Below are 17,721 nucleotides of genomic sequence, written 5' to 3' on the forward strand. Positions count from 1 at the left end.
TCAGCATCTTGACGCCGGTCGCTTTACCCTTGCAGCGAATGAAGGACGCCATGGCCGAACCGGAACGTCTTCCTCCGCCGCCATTTTGGCGAACCCGCTATTTCGCATTCGACGTTCTGCCGCGCCGTCCCGATCTTGATCCACTGGAGATCAAACGCATCATCAACCGACCGGAAACACGCATCGTTCAACCGGACGGTCGCATCCGTCTTTATGGGTATTCGGAAACGCTCCGCTGCTTTCTGCGCATCGTGCTATTGTCAGACGGCGTTACCGTTCACAACGCGTTTCCTGACGAGCAGTACACGTCATGAAAACCAGTTACGATCCGGGCACCGACAGCTTGTATATTGAAGTTCGTCCGCTGCCTTCGAAACGGACGGTCGAGATCGAACCCGATGTGATGGTCGATTTCGGCGCCGATGGCGAACCTGTGGGCTATGATATCCAGCACGCCTCAACCAAGACCGATCTGATCGGGCGCCTGATCCTGATGCCGCTGGCCGCCGAATAAGGCTTGGTTGCGTCCGGAACTGTCCTCCCCTTGCGCAGGCAAATGCCCCAACCCGGCAAGCGTCCTGCGCACCGCCAGATCCAGCAGGGTGTGCGGTTCCTCGCCCAGGAAGGCCAGAAGGCGGCGGTTGTCGAGCCGCACCGGTTCCTGCCACAGATAGCGCATCTCGCTGAGTTCGCGGAACAGCGGCACTGCCAGACCGGCCAGCCGCAGCACCCACCAGGGCATCCGCCGCACCGGCAGATCCGGCTCGCCGAGTGCGCGGACGATGGCCGCGACCATCCGGCCGCCATCGGCATCCCAGTGTCCATCCATGTGGAACATCGCGTCGTCGCCCAACTCCGCCTCGCGGTCGAGCAGGCGCATCGCGGTTTCCGCCACGTCGGGCAGATAGGCCCATTGATGGCCGATCCCCGGCCGGCCCGGTTGGTTGATCCGGGTCGGCGGCTTGCCGGGTGTCAGCAATCCCTGGCTGAACCAGCTGTTGCCCGCCTGCGGACCGAAGAAGTCGCCGCAGCGCAGGATCAGCAGCTTCGTCCCCTGCCCCACCGCGCGATGCAGGCGACGCTCCATCTCCACCCGGATGGCACCCTTGCGGGTGAGCGGGTTCTGCGCTGCAGTCTCCGGGATCAGCGGGAAGACGTCGGGGCCGTAGTTGTAGACGGTGCCGGGCAGCAGGATGCGGGCATCGTTGGCACGGGCCGCGGCGATGCTGTTGTCGAGCATGGGTAGAACCAACCGGTCCCAATGCCGGTAGCCCGGCGGGTTCACCGCATGGACGATCAGCGCTGCGCCCTTGGCTGCCGCCGCCACGTCGGCGGCATTCATCGCGTCGCCGAACATCCACTGAATTCTGTCCCGTTGCAGCCGCTCCGCCGGTTTGCGGCGCAGACCGCGCACCGTCCAGCCGCGTGCCCCCAGCGCCCGCGCCATCTCGCCGCCGAACCCGCCGGTCGCCCCCAGAACCAGGGCGGTCCTCCCCGTGCCGGTCGCCTGCCGCTCCATCGCTGCCTCCATCGTCTCTCGCTTCGTGATGGCAGAAGGATGGGGTCGGGAACGGATGAACGGAATTGTCGAACTCTGACTAGTCGCTATACTGAAATCGATGAGCCCGCCACCACCCAGCTGGGACCTCTACCGCAGTTTCCTGGCAGTGATCCGTGAAGGCTCGCTGTCGGCGGCGGCACGCGCCCTGGGGTTGACGCAACCCACCCTCGCCCGCCATGTCGCGGCGCTGGAGGAGGCGGTCGGCGGCTCCCTGTTCGTGCGCTCGCCACGCGGACTCGATCCGACCGACGCCGCGCTTGCCTTGCGTCCGCAGGCGGAGGCATTGGATGCGGCGGCGGCCAGCCTGTGGCGCACGGCGTCAGGATGGGGAGTGGAAGTGCGCGGCACCGTACGCGTCACCGCCAGCGAGGTGGTGGGCGCCCGCATCCTGCCGGCGATCCTGGCCGGCCTGCGGGAAAGCCACCCGGCGCTGGAGGTGGAACTGGTGCTGTCCAACGGCATCGACAATCTGCTGCAACGCGATGCCGATGTCGCCGTGCGCATGGTGGAGCCGGACCAGCAGGCTTTGCTGGTGCGGCGGGTCGGCAGCATCGCGCTGGGTCTGCATGCCCACCGGCGCTACCTGGAGCACCACGGCACGCCATGCAGCCTGGAGGAACTCGACGGCCACAGCCTGATCGGTTTCGACCGCGAGACGCCGGACATCCGCGCGATGATGCAGCGTGTGCCGGGCCTCACCCTGCCCCGCTTCGCGCTGCGCACCGACAGCCATCTGGCGCAGCTGGCGGCGATCGAGGCCGGGTTCGGCATCGGCATCTGCCAGGTCCCGCTGGTGCGGCGGAACCCCGATCTGGTCCGCCTGCTGGCCGACCGGTTCGAGTTGCCGATGGGGGTGTGGATCGCCATGCATGAGGATCTGCGCTCCACCCCCCGCTGCCGTGCCGTCTTCGACGGGTTGGCGGCGGGCTTGGTGGATCATGTGTCAGCAAATCACATGACGTAGCATCAACTGGTCCAGCCCATCCGGCGCTCCACCCCGTCGGCGGCTTCCTTCAGGATTTCGGCGCTGCGGCGCAGGGCCGCCTCCTCCTCCGCCGACAGGTTGGGCAGGACGGTGTCGAGCACGCCGCCGGCACCGATGACGCGCGGCAGGGACAGCACCACCTGCGGCACCCCGCAGACATCGTCGGTCAGCATGGCGCAGGTCGCCACCATGCGTTCGTCGGCGCCGATGGCCGACACCAGCCGGGCAAGCCCGCCGGCGATGCCGAAGGCGGTGTGGCCCTTGCCGTTGATGATGCGGTAGGCGGCGCGGCGCACCCCCTCGTCGATTGCGGCGCGATCGTCCGCCGTCAGGCTGCGGCGGAGTTGGTCGGCCGCCTGCTCGACAGGCAAGCCGGCGACGGTGGCGCTCGACCACAGCAGAACCTCCGAGTCGCCATGCTCGCCGACGACATGGGCATGGACGGAACGCGGGGTCACCGCCAACTGCTCCGCCAACAGGGCGCGGAAGCGCGCGGTGTCCAGCACCGTGCCCGACCCGATGACCCGGTTGCGGGGGAGGCCGCTGATCCTTGTGGCGATCTGCGTCATCACGTCCACCGGGTTGCTGGCGACCAGCAGGACGGCATCTGGGGCGGCCTTCAGCACCTCCGGAATGATGGCGCCGAACACCTTTGCATTGCGCTCCAGCAGTTCCAGCCGGGTTTCCCCCGGTTTCTGGGCGACGCCTGCCGACAGCACGACCACGCCCGCCCCCTCCAGCGCGGCATAGGAGCCGGCACGGACGGTGACCGCATGGGTGAAGGGCACGGCATGGGCGATGTCCTGGGCCTGGGCCTGGGCCAGCGCCTCGTTCATGTCGACCAGCACGACCTCGCTCGCGGCGCCGGTGGTCACCATGGCGAAGGCCGCGGTGCTGCCGACGAACCCCGCCCCGACGATTCCGACCTTCATGAACAGGCTCCTTTGCGCAAGTTTGGCGTCCGGTGGGCCGACAGCTTGGCGACGGTCGGCGTCCCGCCGCAAGTGCGCATCGCGTCGGTTGGGCTGTTTTGCATAGGCGCGACGAAACGCCCCTTGCCCAATGGTCATACCAGCCCGTAATGTTGCGGCGCAGCAAATGGCGGGGATGAAAGTCCGGGCCGGCGCTGTTCGTCATCAAAACCGTCGGCAACCCGTGGCAGACTGGGGCCGGCGCCTTTTCCCAGCACCGGATCCGGTCATGACCGTTCGCAACCTCGACAAGCTGTTCAAGCCCGCCTCCATCGCCCTGATCGGCGCCAGCCGCAAGCCGGGCACGGTGGGGGCCGTGGTGGCCCGCAACCTGTTCCAGGCCGGGTTCGACGGACCGGTGATGCCGGTCAACGCGACCGAGCGGGCGGTGGAAGGGGTGCTGACCTACAAGACGGTGGACAGCCTGCCGATCACGCCGGACCTGGGCGTCATCTGCACCGCACCCGACACGGTGGCGGCGACCATCGACGCGCTGGGCAAGCGCGGGACCAAGGCCGCCATCGTCATGACCAACGGCATGTCCGCCGACCAGACCCAGGCGATGCTGGACGCGGCAAAGCCCTATCTGATGCGGGTGCTGGGCCCCAACAGCCTGGGCGCGATGGTGCCGGGCCGCGGCATGAACGCCAGCTTCGCGCCGGTGGCGCCCCGCAAGGGCGACGTGGCGCTGGTGGCGCAGAGCTCGATGGTGCTGACCTCCATCGCCGACTGGGCGACGTCGCGCGGGATCGGCTTCTCGCATCTGGTGTCGCTGGGCGACCGCGGCGACGTGGATTTCGGCGACCTGCTGGACTATCTGGCCTCCGACGTCACGGTGCGCGCCATCCTGCTCTATATCGAGAGCATCACGCACGCCCGCAAATTCATGTCGGCCGCCCGTTCCGCCTCGCGCCAGAAGCCGGTCATCGTCATCAAGGCCGGCCGCTCCGACGAGGCGCAGGAGGCCGCGGCCTCGCACACCGGCGCTTTGGCCGTGTCGGATGCGGTCTATGACGCGGTGTTCCGCCGCGCCGGCGTGCTGCGGGTGAACGATCTGGCAGAACTGTTCGACGCCGCCGGCACGCTGGGCACCGGGGTGCCGATCACCGGCGACCGGCTGGCGATCCTGACCAACGGCGGCGGCATGGGCGTCATGGCCACCGACAAGCTGATCCAGGCGGGCGGCCAACTCGCCGCCATGGCGCCGGAGACGCAGGAGGCGCTGACCAAGGCGCTGGGACAGACGCCGGGTGGCGCGCCCTTCCGCAATCCGTTGCGCATCGGCGCCGACGCCACGCCCAAGCGCTATGCCGAGGCGTTGAACGCGCTGATGCAGGACACCAGCAACGACGCGGTCCTTGTCCTGCACTGCCCGTCCGCCCTGACCGACAGCGAGGCCATCGCCCAGGCGGTGGCGGAGACGGTGCAGGCCAACAAGGCCCGCCGCCACCCGGTGCTGACCAGCTGGATCGGTGACCAGTCGGCGGTGGAGGCGCGCAAGCTGTTCGCCGACGCCCGCATCCCGACCTACAACGGTCCGTCCGACGCGGTGCGCGCCTTCATGCATCTGGTGCGCTACCGCCGCAGCCAGCAGCTTCTGATGGAGACCCCGCCGTCCGTGGCGGAGGATTTCCAGCCCGACGAGATCACCGTGAAGAAGGTGGTCTCCCGCGCCATGGCGGAAAAGCGCGAGTGGCTGAGCGAGTATGAGGCCAAGCGCGTGTTGGCCGCCTACGGCATTCCGGTGGTCGACACCCGCGTCGCCGAAACGCCGGAGGAGGCGGCGAACGCCGCCCGCGTCATCGGCGGCCCGATCGCGCTGAAGATCCTGTCGCACGACATCACCCACAAGTCCGACGTCGGCGGCGTTGCGCTGGGCCTGACCAGCCCGGAGAACGTGAAGGCGGAGGCGGAGGCGATGCTGGCCCGCGTCGCCGAACTGGCGCCCGAGGCGAAGATCGAAGGCTTCACCGTGCAGGAGATGGCCGTCAGCCCCGACGCCTATGAACTGATCGTCGGCATGACCGAAAACGAGATGTTCGGCCCGGTCCTGCTGTTCGGCGAGGGCGGCATCGGCGTGGAGGTGGTGGAGGATTACGCGCTGGCCCTGCCGCCGCTGAACATGAAGCTGGCGGCCGAGCAGATGAGCCGCACACGCATCCATCGGCAATTGCAGGGCTTCCGCTCCCGCGCGGCGGTCGATCTCGACGCGGTGGCGCTGACGCTCAACAAGGTCAGCCAGCTGGTTGTCGATTTCCCCGAGATCGCGGAGATGGACATCAACCCGCTGCTGGCCGACGCCAACGGCGTGATGGCGCTGGACGCCCGCATCAAGGTCGGCGTGCCAGCCCTGCCCGGGGCGGCCCGGCTGGCGATCCGGCCCTACCCGAAGGCGCTGGAGGACCGCATCACCATCAAGGACGGCCGCCAGTTCTTCGTCCGCCCGATCCTACCGGAAGATGAGCCGCTGGTTCATCACTTGGTGGAGAACCAGACGGCAGAGGATTTGCGCCTGCGCTTCTTCGCCCCGCTGAAGCGGCTGTCGCATCAGGCGGCGGCGCGCCTGACCCAGATCGACTACGACCGCGAGATGGGGCTGATCGCCGTCGGTCCAGACCCGCAGACCGGCGACATCATCATGTATGGCGTGGTGCGCATCACCGCCGACCCCGACAACCGCCGCGCCGAATATGCGGTGATGGTGCGGTCCGACATGAAGGGCCAGGGGCTGGGCTATATCCTGATGAACAAGATCCTGGATTACGCCCGCTCGCGCGGCATCCGGGAAGTCTATGGCGAGGTTCTGCGCGAGAACACCAACATGCTGAACATGTGCCGCGCGCTCGGTTTCGTGCGCAAGGAGAACCTGGACGAGCCCGGCGTGGTCGAGGTTCGCATCGAACTGGGCGGCGGGTTGGCGGGGTGAGGTTGCTATACCGGCGGTTGACTGTAGGCATGGATGAGGCAATATCAGGCTTGGCAGGCAGAGGCTGGTATCCCCTGCCCGCCGGCCCGATCCTTACCGGTAGAGGTCAAGCACCCGCTTGACGATCTCCAGCAAGAGGATCAGGAGCTTGAGGATTTGCGACATCCTCTTCACTCCTCGTAAGCGGCGGGGATGGCGGCCAGTCCGCCATCCCGTCCGCGCCGCCACCCTGGCGCACGCATAGGTATTGCGGAAGGGCTTTCGCTCGCAAAATTAGGAAATCAAGGAACTGCGACGCGCCGTCGCGGGCGCGCCCCACCGGCGTCGAATTCGGTGAGGCACGCGCCCAGCCTATCCTTGACTTACAGCGACTTACAGCCAGCCGCGACGGCGGAAGTACCAGAGCGGGACCACGGCCGACAGCACCATCAGCAGGATGGCCATGGGATAGCCGAAACTCCACTCCAGCTCCGGCATGTGCTTGAAATTCATGCCGTAGGCGGACGCGATCAGCGTCGGCGGCATCAGCGCCACCGAGACGACCGAGAAGATCTTGATGATGGCGTTCTGCTCGATGTTGATCAGGCCGAGCGTGGCGTCGAGCAGGAAATTTGCCTCGTGCGCCAGGAAGCCGGCATGCTCGGTCAGGGAGCGCAAGTCGCGCGTCATCGTCTTCAGCGCGGTCTTCTGTTCCTTGTTCAGCCGGCCGCCGCTGACCGAGGTCATGAACACCACCAGCCTGTCGAGGCCGGCCAGGCTGTCGCGCACCTTGTGGGTCAGGTCGCCGGCCCGGCCGATGCCGCGCAGCACGTCCTGCAGCTCGTCCGGCTTCTTGGCCGCCTTGCCGAAGCCGCCGCCGTCCAGCGAATCGTCGAAGACGCGGGCCGACAGCTCGTCGATGCGGCCGCCGACCAGCTCCAGCACGTCGGCCACCCGGTCGATCACCGCGTCGAGCAGGCCGAACAGCGCGCTCTCCCCCGTCGCCAGCAGTTCCGGCTGGCGGACGCAGCGGGCGGCGAAGGTGATGACCGGCAGCGGTTCGGTGTAGCGCAGCGTGATCAGGTGGCGCGGGGTCAGCACGAAGGTCAGCTCGCCCTGCTCCGGATGGGGCGAGGTCGCGCGCGAAATGATGGGAGAGGTCATGTAGATCCCCTCCCCCTCCACATAAAGCTGGCTGGAGGCCTCGATCTCCTTCATCTCCTCGCGCGTCGGGAGATCGAAGCCGGTCAGCGCGCCGACATGGGCACGCTCCGCTTCCGTCGGGCGCAGAAGGTCGATCCAGACTGCGCCGACCGGCAGATCCTCGCCGAGTTCGAGCGGCTGGCGCACCACCCGCCCGTCTTCGGCACGGGCATGGACGGTGATCAAAGGGCCGCCTCTTCCGGCACCGGCGCGCCGGCGGCGCGGCAGGCGGCGGCCAGCGTGTTCAGCATCAGGCAGGCGATGGTCATCGGGCCGACGCCGCCCGGCACCGGCGTAATGGCGCCCGCCACCTTCACCGCCTCGTCGAAGGCGACGTCGCCGACCAGCCGGGTCTTGCCGGGCTCCGCCGCCGCGACGCGGTTGATGCCGACGTCGATCACGGTGGCGCCGGGCTTGATCCAGTCGCCACGCACCATCTCCGGCCGGCCGACCGCCGCCACCAGGATATCGGCGCGACGGCATTCCTCCGGCAGATCCGCCGTGCGGGAATGGGCCATGGTCACCGTGCAGTCAGCCTGCAGCAGGAGCTGCGCCATCGGCTTGCCGACGATGTTGGAGCGGCCCAGCACAAGGGCGCGCTTGCCCTTCAGGTCGCGGCCCAGCGTGTCGCGGATCAGCAGCAGGCTGCCCAGCGGCGTGCAGGGCACGATGGCGCCCGGCTGGCCGGTGGCGAGCAGGCCGGCATTGACGACATGGAAGCCGTCGGCGTCCTTTTCCGGCACGATGCGGGCCAGCACCTTCTGGCTGTCGATGTGCTTGGGCAGCGGCAGCTGGACCAGGATGCCGTGCACGGCCGGATCGGCGTTCAGGCGGTCGATCAGGGCCAGCAGGTCGGATTCGGCCATGTCGGCCGGCTCGTGATGGTCGAAGCTGTTCATGCCCAGTTCGACCAGGGCCCGTTCCTTGGAGCGGACATAGACTTGGCTGGCCGGATCCTCGCCCACCAGCACGACGGCCAGACCGGGGGTGACGCCATGGCTGGCCTTCAGCGCCGCCACACCGTCCGCCACCCGCGCGCGCAGGCCTGCCGCAAAGGCCTTGCCGTCGATGATCTTCGCGTCCGCCATGCTACTCTCCACCCTCGGTGCCCACATCGTCGATCAGGGCCGACAGCCGCGGCAGCAATGCCGCCGGGTCGCCGGCCACATGCAGTATCTTGTTCCGGTCGGTGGCGCCGGCCACCACCGTCAGGCTGGTCTTGGGCAGTTTCCATGCCTTCGACAACAGTTTTATGACAGCCTCGTTGGCTTTGCCGTTTTCCGGCACCGCCGTGACCGCCAGCTTGAGAACCTTCCCGCCTCCGGCGGTTTCGGCCGTGCCGGTCACCGCGTTGCGCGACGCCTTGGGCGTCACCCGGAGTGCCACCCGCAGGCCGTCGGCCACCGCCTCGAGCGGAGAGGACGCCGCCACGGTCAGAAGCGCGGCCAGTACTGGGCCATCAGGTTCTGGATGAAGGAGATCGCCAGCAGAACCACGATCGGCGACAGATCCAGCCCGCCCATGTTGGGCAGGACGCGGCGGATCGGGCGCAGCACCGGTTCGGTGATGCGATACAGGAAGTCACCGATCACATAGACCGCGCGGTTGCGCGTGTTCACCACATTGAAGGCCACCAGCCAGCTGAGGATCGCCGACAGGATAAGGACCCAGAAGAACAGGTCCAGAATGGTGTTGATGAGCATATACAGCGCGATCATGCCGGCCCAGCTCCATAGCGGTTCTTTGGGATGGCCGCGCGCAACGCAGTGCGAAGCGGGCGCCAGCCTTTTCCGGGCACCCTAAGCATAAGCGGAGAGACCTGTCCAGTACGGCGGCCCGCCGATAGGCCGGGTGGCCTGCGGCGCATAGACCGGTACGCCGCCGACGCGGGGCAGGGCTAGGCCATTGCAGTCACGCTTCATTTTTTCTGAATCAACCGCTTGACAGCACCCCCCGTCATGGACAATATCCGCGCCACGCCGGGGCAACGAAGACGCCACGGTGTGAGTGTGGGGCCGTAGCTCAGCTGGGAGAGCGACGCGTTCGCAATGCGTAGGTCGGGAGTTCGATCCTCCTCGGCTCCACCATTACTTGTGTTCCCATTGATTTGGCTGGGAAATCCGCCCCGAACGGGGCGTCGGACCCGGTGTGTGACACAGCCCTGTCGCACACGGCGTCGGCCGAATCGCCTTCATCCCCTGCAAAATCCGCCGTTTCCGCCCGCCCTGGGTGTCGCACATCCCTGTTGCCCAAGCGGCGTCCCACGGGGCTGTGGCTGCGGGGAGCCGTGTGGCAGTTCCGAACCCGCGTCCCCGCCGACATCCAGGCCGTTCTGGGCCGGACGCACATCAACCGATCCCTCAGGATCAGCAACTACCCCGACGCCATCCGGGCGGCCCGCAGGGTGGCCTTCGAGATCGAGGACATGTTCGATGCGGTTCGCGGGGGCACCGGAAGCGATCCGGCCCACGCCGCGTGCGACCGGGCCTGCCGACCGCCCCCCGCCCCCTCGGTGACGGCCAACACCGTCCTGCCCGAGCCCACCGGCCCGGCCATCCACATCGACCTGGACCTGCTGGCCAGCCGCATCGCCGAAAAACTCCAGGCCGCCCAACCGGTCGCCGCGGAGGCGGCTTTGCCCGCTGTCGAGCCCGCCAAGGGGAAAACCATCCAGCAGGTCTACGACGCCTACATGGCCGATCCTGGTGTCATCCGGTCCGGCAAGACCGTCCTGGCCTACGAGACGGTGTTCGGCCTGCTGATCGAGATCATCGGCCAGGACACGCCAGTGTTCGACATCGGCCGGGAGACCTGCCGCGAGGTCATGGATACCCTCCGGTGGCTGCCGCCGAATTCGACCAAGCGGTACCCAAACCTGACCGCCCGTGAGATCGCCCAGAAAGCCCGCGACGCCGGCAAGGCGTCCGGCCTCAGCCCCGCGACCGTGAACGGCTATATGACGAAGCTGTCCGCTCTCCTGACCTGGGCGGTCAACGAGGGGTTCATCGACCGGAATCCGGCAAAGGGGCTCGGCGTCGTGGACACCACCAACCGCAAGGACAAGCGGCAGCCGTTCACCCCGAAGCAGCTTCAAGCCCTCTTCACCGCCCCGCTCTACACCGGCTGCCAGGACGACGACTACGGCTACGCCAAGCCCGGAGAAGCCCGTCCCCGGCGGGGACGCTTCTGGGTACCGCTGATCGGCTTGTTTTCGGGCATGCGGCTCAACGAGATCTGCCAGATGAACACCGAGGATGTCCGGGTGATCGACGGCACTCTGTGCTTCGTGGTCACCGCCGAGGCAATCAAGGGGACCGACGACAAGCGGCTCAAGACCGGCAGCAGCGAGCGGGTCATCCCGGTCCATCCGACCCTGCTTGCTGCGGGATTCGAAGAGTACGTCAGCGAGCAGCGGCGGAAGAGGAACGCCAAACTGTTTCCGGAACTACTTCCGGCAAAAACCGGATATTACTCCGACATATTCTCGAAGTGGTTCCGACGCTTCCTACAGAAGGCGGGGGCGTCGGCAGGAAGGACTTGCTTCCATAGCTTCCGTCACAATTTCCGCGATGCTCTCCGGGAGGCTCGGGTTGACCGTGAACTTGCCCTGGCTCTTGGCGGTTGGGCCGGCGACAACGGCGACATGGGCTCGGAAAGTGCCGAGTTCTACGGCCGGGGGTTCCGGGCATCGACCCTTCTGGAGGCCATCTCCAAAGTCGGCTACCCGGAACTCGACCTTGGCCACCTGATGCTCGCCCCGTTCCCTGCATAGGCCCGGCTGTTATTCGAAGAAGTCCTCGTCCACCCTCTTGATGTGCAGGGTCTCCTCGACCCTGCATCCGACCTCGTGCCGGATCATGAGCTTGGCCAGTTGGATTCCGTCGATCAGCACGATGCGGGTGCCCAGCCGGTCGGCCGTCTCTCTGGCTGACGCGGTGAAAGCCGAGGTGGTCACGAACAGCCCCTTGGTCGCCTTGAACAGGTTCAGGCTGCCGAAAAAATCTCGGATCGCTCCCGCCCCGACGGTGTTACCGTCGGCATACCGCTTGGCCTGGACATAGACCCGGTCCAACCCGAGCGGGTCCTGATCGATGACGCCATCGACACCGTCGTCACCCGACTTGCCGACCAGAGCCTTGTCGAGTTCCGTCACAGACCCGCCATAGCCCATGGTGATCAGCAGGTGGACCACGGTCTTCTCGAAGAAGGCAGGCGTGCCGGATCGCACCCGCTGGAGGATTTCGTCGGCCAGCGACACCTCTATTCGGGCGTGGGCCTGCCGCATCACCTCATCGGGGGTCAGGGGCTCGACTACTCGGAGCGTACAGCCGACATAGTCGGCAGGCTCGGCAGCTTCGGCCTCGCCATCGCGGAAGCCCTTGAAGCTCGGGAATTGCTCCAGGAACCGGATGGTGATCCGCTTCGGCGGCGAGTTCAGCACGTCCCGGCCGGTCGGCGTGATGCGGAAATGTGCCCGCCGGGTGAGGTCCACCAGCCCTGCTTTCGTCAGGTAACTCTTCGCCCAATGGACCCGGTTGGCGAAGGTCGTTTGCCGGCCCGACGGCAGAAGCTGGGCCCGCTCCTCGTCGGTCAACGCGAACACGTCAGCAAGCTGGTCCACCACATCGCCGATGCGGACCTCGCCACCCCCGGCGGCGGTCTTCAGCACGGGGAGCATCAAGGTCTGGAAATCGGGAATGGCCATCAGGTCGGCTCCACGCGTCGCAACATCAGGAAATGTTCGTTTTGGTCCAGCCACGCCTTCCTGGCCTCCCAGTCCGGCAGGATGGTTCCGACCAGTCCCCAGAAGGACCGGTCGTGGGTGCGGTGCCGCAGGTGGCAGAGTTCATGGACCACCGCGTATTCCAGCACCGTCCGGGGGGCGAAGACCAACTGCCAGTTCAAGTTCACGACGCGGTCGATCCCGCAGCTTCCCCAGACATGCTTCTGGTCCTTGACCCGGACATCCTTCGGCTTCAGTCCGTTCGGCTCGCCGTGCCGGCGGACGAGGTCGACGACATCCTGGCGGAGCCGCTTCCTCAACCACAGCCGCAATGCCGACTCGATCAGGTCGTCGTGGGAGGTGGAAGCCACGGACCGCGGGCAGCCGACCAGAAAGCCGTTGCGGTAGGTGACGCTCACCAGCGTGTCGTCGCAGGGCTCGACCCGCAGCCGCATGAGCCGGCCCCGGTAGGGGATCTTGGCCCCGCTGACGAACCGCCGGACGGCGTTGGAGCGGGCCATCCGCTCGGCCATGTGGCGGGTCTGCTCGTACAGCCATGCCCGGCGGCGATGGAGCACGCCGGCAATCTCGTCCTCGGTGGCGGCGGTGGGCACGACCACCTCGACGCTGTCCGGGGTGACGGTGATGCGTGCCCGCGTCGCCGCGTCGGAGCGACGCAGGACATAGGGGATCTCGACACTGCCGACCGTCAGCATGGGCATGCGATCAGACCTTGGCGAACTGCTTGAGGGCGAATTCCTCGACCTGTTCGGAGACCTCCTTGAGGTTCCCCAGGCCGAATTCGTGGGCCAAGCCGCGGACCTGCTGCCGCAGCGACCGCCGCAGCCCCTCCTTCTCCTGCCACAGCCGCGGGGCGGTCGCATCATCCTCGTAGAGGGCGGCGATCCGCTCCGCCAGCCCGTCCGCTCCATCTCCAGCGTCGAAGGCCAGAAGGACCTGGAGGATGCCGTAAGCTCCCTGCGACATTCCGGCGTCCTCATGGGCAGTCGCCTCGGCCTCCAGATCCTTGGCGAGGTCCTCCGCCATCTTCAGGGTGTCGGCCCAGGAAAGCTGGGCACCCTCCAGCTTCTCCAGCAACTCCCGCAGCCGGTCGGAGAATTTGCCGTACTGGTGGGCGTTCTGGCCCAGCCGCTCGTAGACGACCTTGCGGAGTTCCGTGGTCTTGCGGATCGCCGCCGTCTTGAGCTCGTCCTCCGTCTTGCCCTCGACCTTGAAGTCCTCCCAGAACTCCGGGTCGGTGATGTGGCGGAGCTTCACCGTGACGCTCAGCCCGGTGGCGTCGAGGTGGCGTTCCAGCATGTCGCGTATCTTGCGGCTGTAGGACCGCTGGTCGAACGCCTCCCGCTTCTCGATGGCCTGGGTGGCGTACTGGAGGAACAGGGCCACCCACTTCAGGTCGGCGGTGAACTCCAGCACGCAGGGGTCCGGGCTGACGGCCTCGTACAGGCCGATGAACTCGCGGGCCGCCTTGCGGAACTCGATCCACTGGGTCTCGTCGGATTTCAGCCGGGCGACAAGCTGGTCGAACTCGGCCTTCAGGCTGTCCTTGTGTCCTGATCCACCCGGCCGCCCGCCGGCCCGCTTCACCCCCTTCATCATGTGGAGCACGGCGGCGTGGGCGGCCCGAAGCTGGTTGCGGAGGTCGTCGAGATCCCGCATGGCGTTGCGGACATCGTCGGCCCGGTAGGAGGCCAGAGCCCTGTCCAGATGGGCGGACACGCCGATGTAATCGACGATCAGCCCGTTCCGTTTGCGGGCGTCGGCGACCCGGTTGGTGCGGGCGATGGCCTGGAGCAGGCCGTGCTCCTTCAGCGGCTTGTCGAGATACATGACGGACTCGACGGGGGCGTCGAACCCGGTCAGCAGCTTGTCGCAGACGATCAGGAAGTCCGGCCGGACGCCCTTCTTGCCGAACGCCTTCTTCACATCGATCTCGGCCTTGTCGTCCAGATAATGGGCCACGAGGTCGTCGCGGATCGATTGGGTGTAGTCGTCCTCGCTCGGCTTCCCGTCCTCCTGCGATGACGAGTAGACGCAGGCCGACATGTCCGCCGCCATCGCCTGGGCGTCCGCGATGGGCATGCCCTCGGCGGCCAGATCCTCGGCGATGACCGCATCCAAGCCCCGCTTGTAGAGGATGACCGCCTCGCGGTCGAAGGCGACGATCTGGGCCTTGAAGCCGTCGGGACGGGCGTATTCCTTGAAGTGGGTCCAGATGTCGTAGGCGATCAGGGCGATCCGCTTCGGGTGCTTGACCAGATCGGCGACCGTCACGCCCCGCTTCTTCAGTTCCGCCAGCTTGTCGTCGGGCAGGTCGGCGAACCACTGGTCGAACAGGATGTCGATCTTGGCCTCGTCGATGTGCCAGTCGGTCTTGCGGCCGGTGTAGTAGATCGGCACCGTGGCCCCGTCGGCCACGGCGTCGTCGATGCCGTACTTGTCGAGATAGCCCTCCCCGACCACGCCGAAGTTGGCGTAGGTGTCCTTGTCGTCCTTCTTGATCGGCGTGCCGGTGAAGCCGAAGAAGCGGGCGTCGGGCAGCGTCTTCCGCAGGAAGGCCCCGAGGTCCTTTTCCTGGGTGCGGTGAGCCTCGTCCACCATGACGATCCAGGTGGCGGAGTTCGCAACCGCCTCTTCGGACCCCTGGAACTTGAAGATGGTCGAGAGGGCCATCAGCCCGTCTGTCTTGCCATCCATCAGGGTCCGCAGATCGCGTATGCTGCCGATGTCGGTCGGGTTCGGCAGGCCGCAGGCGGTGAAGGTGGTGGTGATCTGGGTGTGCAGGTCCACCCGGTCGGTCAGCACCAGGATGTTGGGGTTGGTCAGTTCGGGCGACTCCACCGTCCGGTGGGTCTTCAGCTTCAGGGCGGCGAAGGCCATGGTCAACGACTTGCCCGACCCCTGGGTGTGCCAGACCAGTCCCCGGCGGTGCCGGTTCTCCACCACCCGCTCGACGATCTTGTTGACCGCCCGGAACTGCTGGTAGCGGCACATCTTCTTGACGATGCCCTCCTCGGTCTTCTCGAACACCACGAAGTGGGCGATCAGGTCGAGCAGGCGGGACGGCTCCAGCAGGCACCACAGCCCCTTGGACAACTCGTCGGTGAAGTCGGACTCCTGGCGGGGCCACGGGTCCCGCCACGCCGCGAAGAACTTCGACGGGCTGCCGGTGGAGCTATAGAGGCAGTTGGTGCCGTCGGTGACGATGTTGAAGACGTTGGACAGGAACAGCCGGGGGATGTCCCGCTCGTACTGCCGGATCTGGTCGAACGCCTCGCCGGTCTTGTCCTTGTGGTTGATCGGGCTCTTGCACTCTATCACCACCACCGGGATGCCGTTCAGGTGGACCACCACATCGGGAATCCGGGTCCGTTCGGCCTTGACGCGGAACTGGTGGGTGACGGTCAGTCGGTTGTTGGCCGGGTTGGCAAAATCGACCACCCGCAGGGTACGCTTCGTCGCCTCTCCCTGCACCAGCCGGCTGAAGTCGCCGCGGAGCTTTTTGAGCCACACTTCGTTGTCGGTGACCGACACGAGGTCGGCGTAGGCGGCCTGGGCGTCGGCCAGGGAGACGCCGTTGATCCGCTGGATGGCTTCGATGAGGTGGGGACGGAACAGCACCTGATTCTCGCCGTCCCGCAGGGCCGCGTGCTCCTCAGGCGGGACGAAGCGGTAGCCCATGGCCTCAAGGCAGGCGATGGTGGGTTGCTCGGCGAGGTGCCATTCCATGCCCTGGGCCACGGTGCTGCTCCTGTGCCTTACTCGGCGGCTAAAATATTGACGGGCAGCCGCTTCCGGCCGGTCATAAGATCGGAGAATAGGATAAACTTCAGTGAAATAAGTCGGCCGAGTTTGTCGTGCTCCGCCTTCAGGGCGTCTTGGAAGCTTGACCACATACTGAGAATACGGTCCTGCTCTTCCAACGGCGGAACTGGGAGTCGCAGTTCCCGAAGCACACTTGAGTTGATTGCCCCCATCACACCACCCTGGGCTGATCGCTCAAACTCTTTTAAAACCCACGGAGCGTAATTCAACTGCCAACATATAAGTTCAGGGATACAACGGCTTTGGTCGAAGGTCATTGTCCACACATGCTTGGACGACAAGGCAAGACCAACAGACTTAGGGACTACACAGCATCGGCCAACAGTTCCCATGATCGTAATCATCACGTCTCGGGAGCGAACAGAAAATCGTCGAAGCTCTTCAAATTTTGATTCTGTTACAAACCTTTTAAACTCTTGCACAAACCGCTCTGCATGGACATTATCGATTCCAAGGAACGGGATTCCAGCATCAACAAGTTCTTCTTTTTTGAGAGCACTACCAAAAGGTCCGCTTCTCATCGGAGTGCTGACATTGGCCAACAGAGACTCAAGCCTGAGGACCTCCCACTCTTCCGGAACTTCTCCAATTTCACTCTGCTTGAAACGGGTATGGCCAATGCCCGTGCTCAGCAATCGCTCCAGAACGTTCTGCTTTACTACTCGGATCTGCTCGATGACCGCCTGCGTCGCCTCGATGGCCTTATCTACATCTGTAAGTGCTTCAGCAATACGGTGTTGTTCGGAGAGCGGCGGAAGCAGAATTTCAAGGTCCAGAAAGTCCCTGGGATTTAGCCGTGCCCGCGAGGTCGTACCACGGCAACGACTGAGAGCCTGGACTCTAAAGGACTCTAATTTCATGTAGTGCCTCATAAAATCCACATACAATCTTGGACTCGGAACAAAAGTCGGATACTCAGCCGTTGCGTACATTCCACGATGATCTGCGGATGTGACACCGAATGCAGATTTCGATACCCACATTTTGTTATAAGTAATTCGCCCTTCTTTGATCAAATTGAGTGTGTTCGTGTTTAGCTTCTCGCCAAGCACTTCGGAATGGAGATGTGGGCCGTTCCCATACCAGCGGACACCCATCAACTTGTAGGTTTTGTCTGGAGCTACCGACACCTGTTCAGAATCAGGCTGGCAAAGATCGCCGATTTTCATTTTTGCCCACCCTTCCGGCACCCTCATCGCCCGCCCCCCTTCCGGGTCTTCGACATCTCGGCCTCGATAGCCTTCAGTTCCTCCAGGTCCGCCGCGTCGGCGGCGATGGCGTCCTGCTGCCTCCGCTGCCGGTCGAACTCGTCGTAGCGGTCGTGGGCGATACGTTTCATGGCGTCGTGGCTAATCCGGCCGCTCCCGTTGAGAAGCGGCCGTTCGTTGACGGTGATTGTCCGGGAAGCCGGCTGCTGTCCCTCGTCTTGAACCGTCAAATGATCTTTGACAGTTGCTCCCTCGGCTCGAACCTGTAAGCCGTACTTACAGGTTGCCTCCCCGGTCCGCTGGAGAATGGCGTTGCTGT

At 65.5% G+C, this 17,721-nt stretch carries 16 protein-coding genes and 1 tRNA gene; 6 read left to right on the top strand and 11 right to left on the bottom strand.

Annotated features, from left to right (window positions below):
• Nucleotides 1-50 precede the first annotated feature (50 nt).
• Nucleotides 51-314: a hypothetical protein gene (locus ACWPKK_RS11930; RefSeq protein WP_324869235.1), complete on the top strand. Its 264-nt coding sequence runs from the start codon at nucleotides 51-53 to the stop codon at nucleotides 312-314.
• Nucleotides 311-514 carry a DUF2283 domain-containing protein gene (locus ACWPKK_RS11935; RefSeq protein ID WP_324869234.1) on the top strand — a complete coding sequence of 68 codons (204 nt, stop codon included), beginning with the start codon at nucleotides 311-313 and terminating at the stop codon, nucleotides 512-514. The genes ACWPKK_RS11930 and ACWPKK_RS11935 overlap by 4 nt, the downstream gene beginning before the upstream one ends.
• Here ACWPKK_RS11935 and ACWPKK_RS11940 read toward each other — a convergent pair.
• Nucleotides 458-1,531 carry an NAD(P)H-binding protein gene (locus ACWPKK_RS11940; protein WP_452004123.1) on the bottom strand — a complete coding sequence of 358 codons (1,074 nt, stop codon included), beginning with the start codon at nucleotides 1,529-1,531 and terminating at the stop codon, nucleotides 458-460. The two genes, ACWPKK_RS11935 and ACWPKK_RS11940, sit on opposite strands and share 57 nt — an antisense overlap.
• A gap of 88 nt (nucleotides 1,532-1,619) precedes the next feature.
• Between ACWPKK_RS11940 and ACWPKK_RS11945 the strand changes: the two genes are divergently transcribed.
• Nucleotides 1,620-2,525 carry a LysR family transcriptional regulator gene (locus tag ACWPKK_RS11945; RefSeq protein WP_452004125.1) on the top strand — a complete coding sequence of 302 codons (906 nt, stop codon included), beginning with the start codon at nucleotides 1,620-1,622 and terminating at the stop codon, nucleotides 2,523-2,525.
• 2 nt (nucleotides 2,526-2,527) lie between these two features.
• Here ACWPKK_RS11945 and ACWPKK_RS11950 read toward each other — a convergent pair whose 3' ends face one another.
• Nucleotides 2,528-3,478, bottom strand: coding sequence for an L-lactate dehydrogenase (locus ACWPKK_RS11950; protein ID WP_452004128.1), 951 nt, complete (start codon nucleotides 3,476-3,478; stop codon nucleotides 2,528-2,530).
• A 268-nt stretch (nucleotides 3,479-3,746) separates the two neighbouring features.
• Between ACWPKK_RS11950 and ACWPKK_RS11955 the strand changes: the two genes are divergently transcribed.
• Nucleotides 3,747-6,443: a bifunctional acetate--CoA ligase family protein/GNAT family N-acetyltransferase gene (locus tag ACWPKK_RS11955; protein ID WP_452004131.1), complete on the top strand. Its 2,697-nt coding sequence runs from the start codon at nucleotides 3,747-3,749 to the stop codon at nucleotides 6,441-6,443.
• 372 nt (nucleotides 6,444-6,815) lie between these two features.
• On the opposite strand, the gene ACWPKK_RS11960 is transcribed toward ACWPKK_RS11955, so the two are convergent.
• From ACWPKK_RS11960 to ACWPKK_RS11975, 4 genes are read right to left on the bottom strand one after another with little or no spacing between them, the layout of a single operon-like run.
• Nucleotides 6,816-7,811: a magnesium transporter CorA family protein gene (locus ACWPKK_RS11960; protein WP_324869323.1), complete on the bottom strand. Its 996-nt coding sequence runs from the start codon at nucleotides 7,809-7,811 to the stop codon at nucleotides 6,816-6,818.
• Nucleotides 7,808-8,713, bottom strand: a complete 906-nt coding sequence (folD, locus tag ACWPKK_RS11965; RefSeq protein WP_324869322.1) for a bifunctional methylenetetrahydrofolate dehydrogenase/methenyltetrahydrofolate cyclohydrolase FolD — start codon at nucleotides 8,711-8,713, stop codon at nucleotides 7,808-7,810. Before folD ends, ACWPKK_RS11960 begins: the two co-directional genes overlap by 4 nt.
• A gap of 1 nt (nucleotide 8,714) precedes the next feature.
• Nucleotides 8,715-9,056: a DUF167 domain-containing protein gene (locus ACWPKK_RS11970; RefSeq protein ID WP_310111093.1), complete on the bottom strand. Its 342-nt coding sequence runs from the start codon at nucleotides 9,054-9,056 to the stop codon at nucleotides 8,715-8,717.
• 2 nt (nucleotides 9,057-9,058) lie between these two features.
• On the bottom strand, nucleotides 9,059-9,343 hold the full coding sequence (locus ACWPKK_RS11975; RefSeq protein ID WP_149223829.1) for a YggT family protein: 285 nt from the start codon (nucleotides 9,341-9,343) through the stop codon (nucleotides 9,059-9,061).
• Between the two features lie 293 nt (nucleotides 9,344-9,636).
• Here ACWPKK_RS11975 and ACWPKK_RS11980 point away from each other — a divergent pair.
• Together ACWPKK_RS11980 and ACWPKK_RS11985 are read left to right on the top strand one after the other, a co-directional pair.
• Nucleotides 9,637-9,712, top strand: a tRNA-Ala gene (locus ACWPKK_RS11980).
• 59 nt (nucleotides 9,713-9,771) lie between these two features.
• On the top strand, nucleotides 9,772-11,397 hold the full coding sequence (locus ACWPKK_RS11985; protein WP_452004136.1) for a DUF6538 domain-containing protein: 1,626 nt from the start codon (nucleotides 9,772-9,774) through the stop codon (nucleotides 11,395-11,397).
• 9 nt (nucleotides 11,398-11,406) lie between these two features.
• Here ACWPKK_RS11985 and ACWPKK_RS11990 read toward each other — a convergent pair whose 3' ends face one another.
• The 5 genes from ACWPKK_RS11990 to ACWPKK_RS12010 are packed head-to-tail and all read right to left on the bottom strand — an operon-like array spanning nucleotide 11,407 to nucleotide 17,533.
• Nucleotides 11,407-12,330 (bottom strand): restriction endonuclease, encoded by a 924-nt coding sequence (locus tag ACWPKK_RS11990; RefSeq protein WP_452004138.1) that lies wholly within the window; start codon nucleotides 12,328-12,330, stop codon nucleotides 11,407-11,409.
• Nucleotides 12,330-13,070: a M48 family metallopeptidase gene (locus ACWPKK_RS11995; protein ID WP_452004141.1), complete on the bottom strand. Its 741-nt coding sequence runs from the start codon at nucleotides 13,068-13,070 to the stop codon at nucleotides 12,330-12,332. Before ACWPKK_RS11995 ends, ACWPKK_RS11990 begins: the two co-directional genes overlap by 1 nt.
• A 4-nt stretch (nucleotides 13,071-13,074) precedes the next feature.
• Complete coding sequence (locus tag ACWPKK_RS12000) at nucleotides 13,075-16,110, bottom strand: type I restriction endonuclease subunit R (protein ID WP_452004144.1); 3,036 nt, start codon at nucleotides 16,108-16,110, stop codon at nucleotides 13,075-13,077.
• Nucleotides 16,111-16,127: 17 nt separating this feature from the next.
• The gene (locus tag ACWPKK_RS12005; RefSeq protein ID WP_452004147.1) at nucleotides 16,128-17,390 is read right to left on the bottom strand and encodes a restriction endonuclease subunit S; all 1,263 of its coding nucleotides are present in this window, start codon (nucleotides 17,388-17,390) and stop codon (nucleotides 16,128-16,130) included.
• Nucleotides 17,387-17,533, bottom strand: coding sequence for a hypothetical protein (locus ACWPKK_RS12010; RefSeq protein WP_452004149.1), 147 nt, complete (start codon nucleotides 17,531-17,533; stop codon nucleotides 17,387-17,389). Before ACWPKK_RS12010 ends, ACWPKK_RS12005 begins: the two co-directional genes overlap by 4 nt.
• Nucleotides 17,534-17,721 lie beyond the last annotated feature (188 nt).

It is taken from the genome of Azospirillum largimobile (assembly GCF_977007025.2).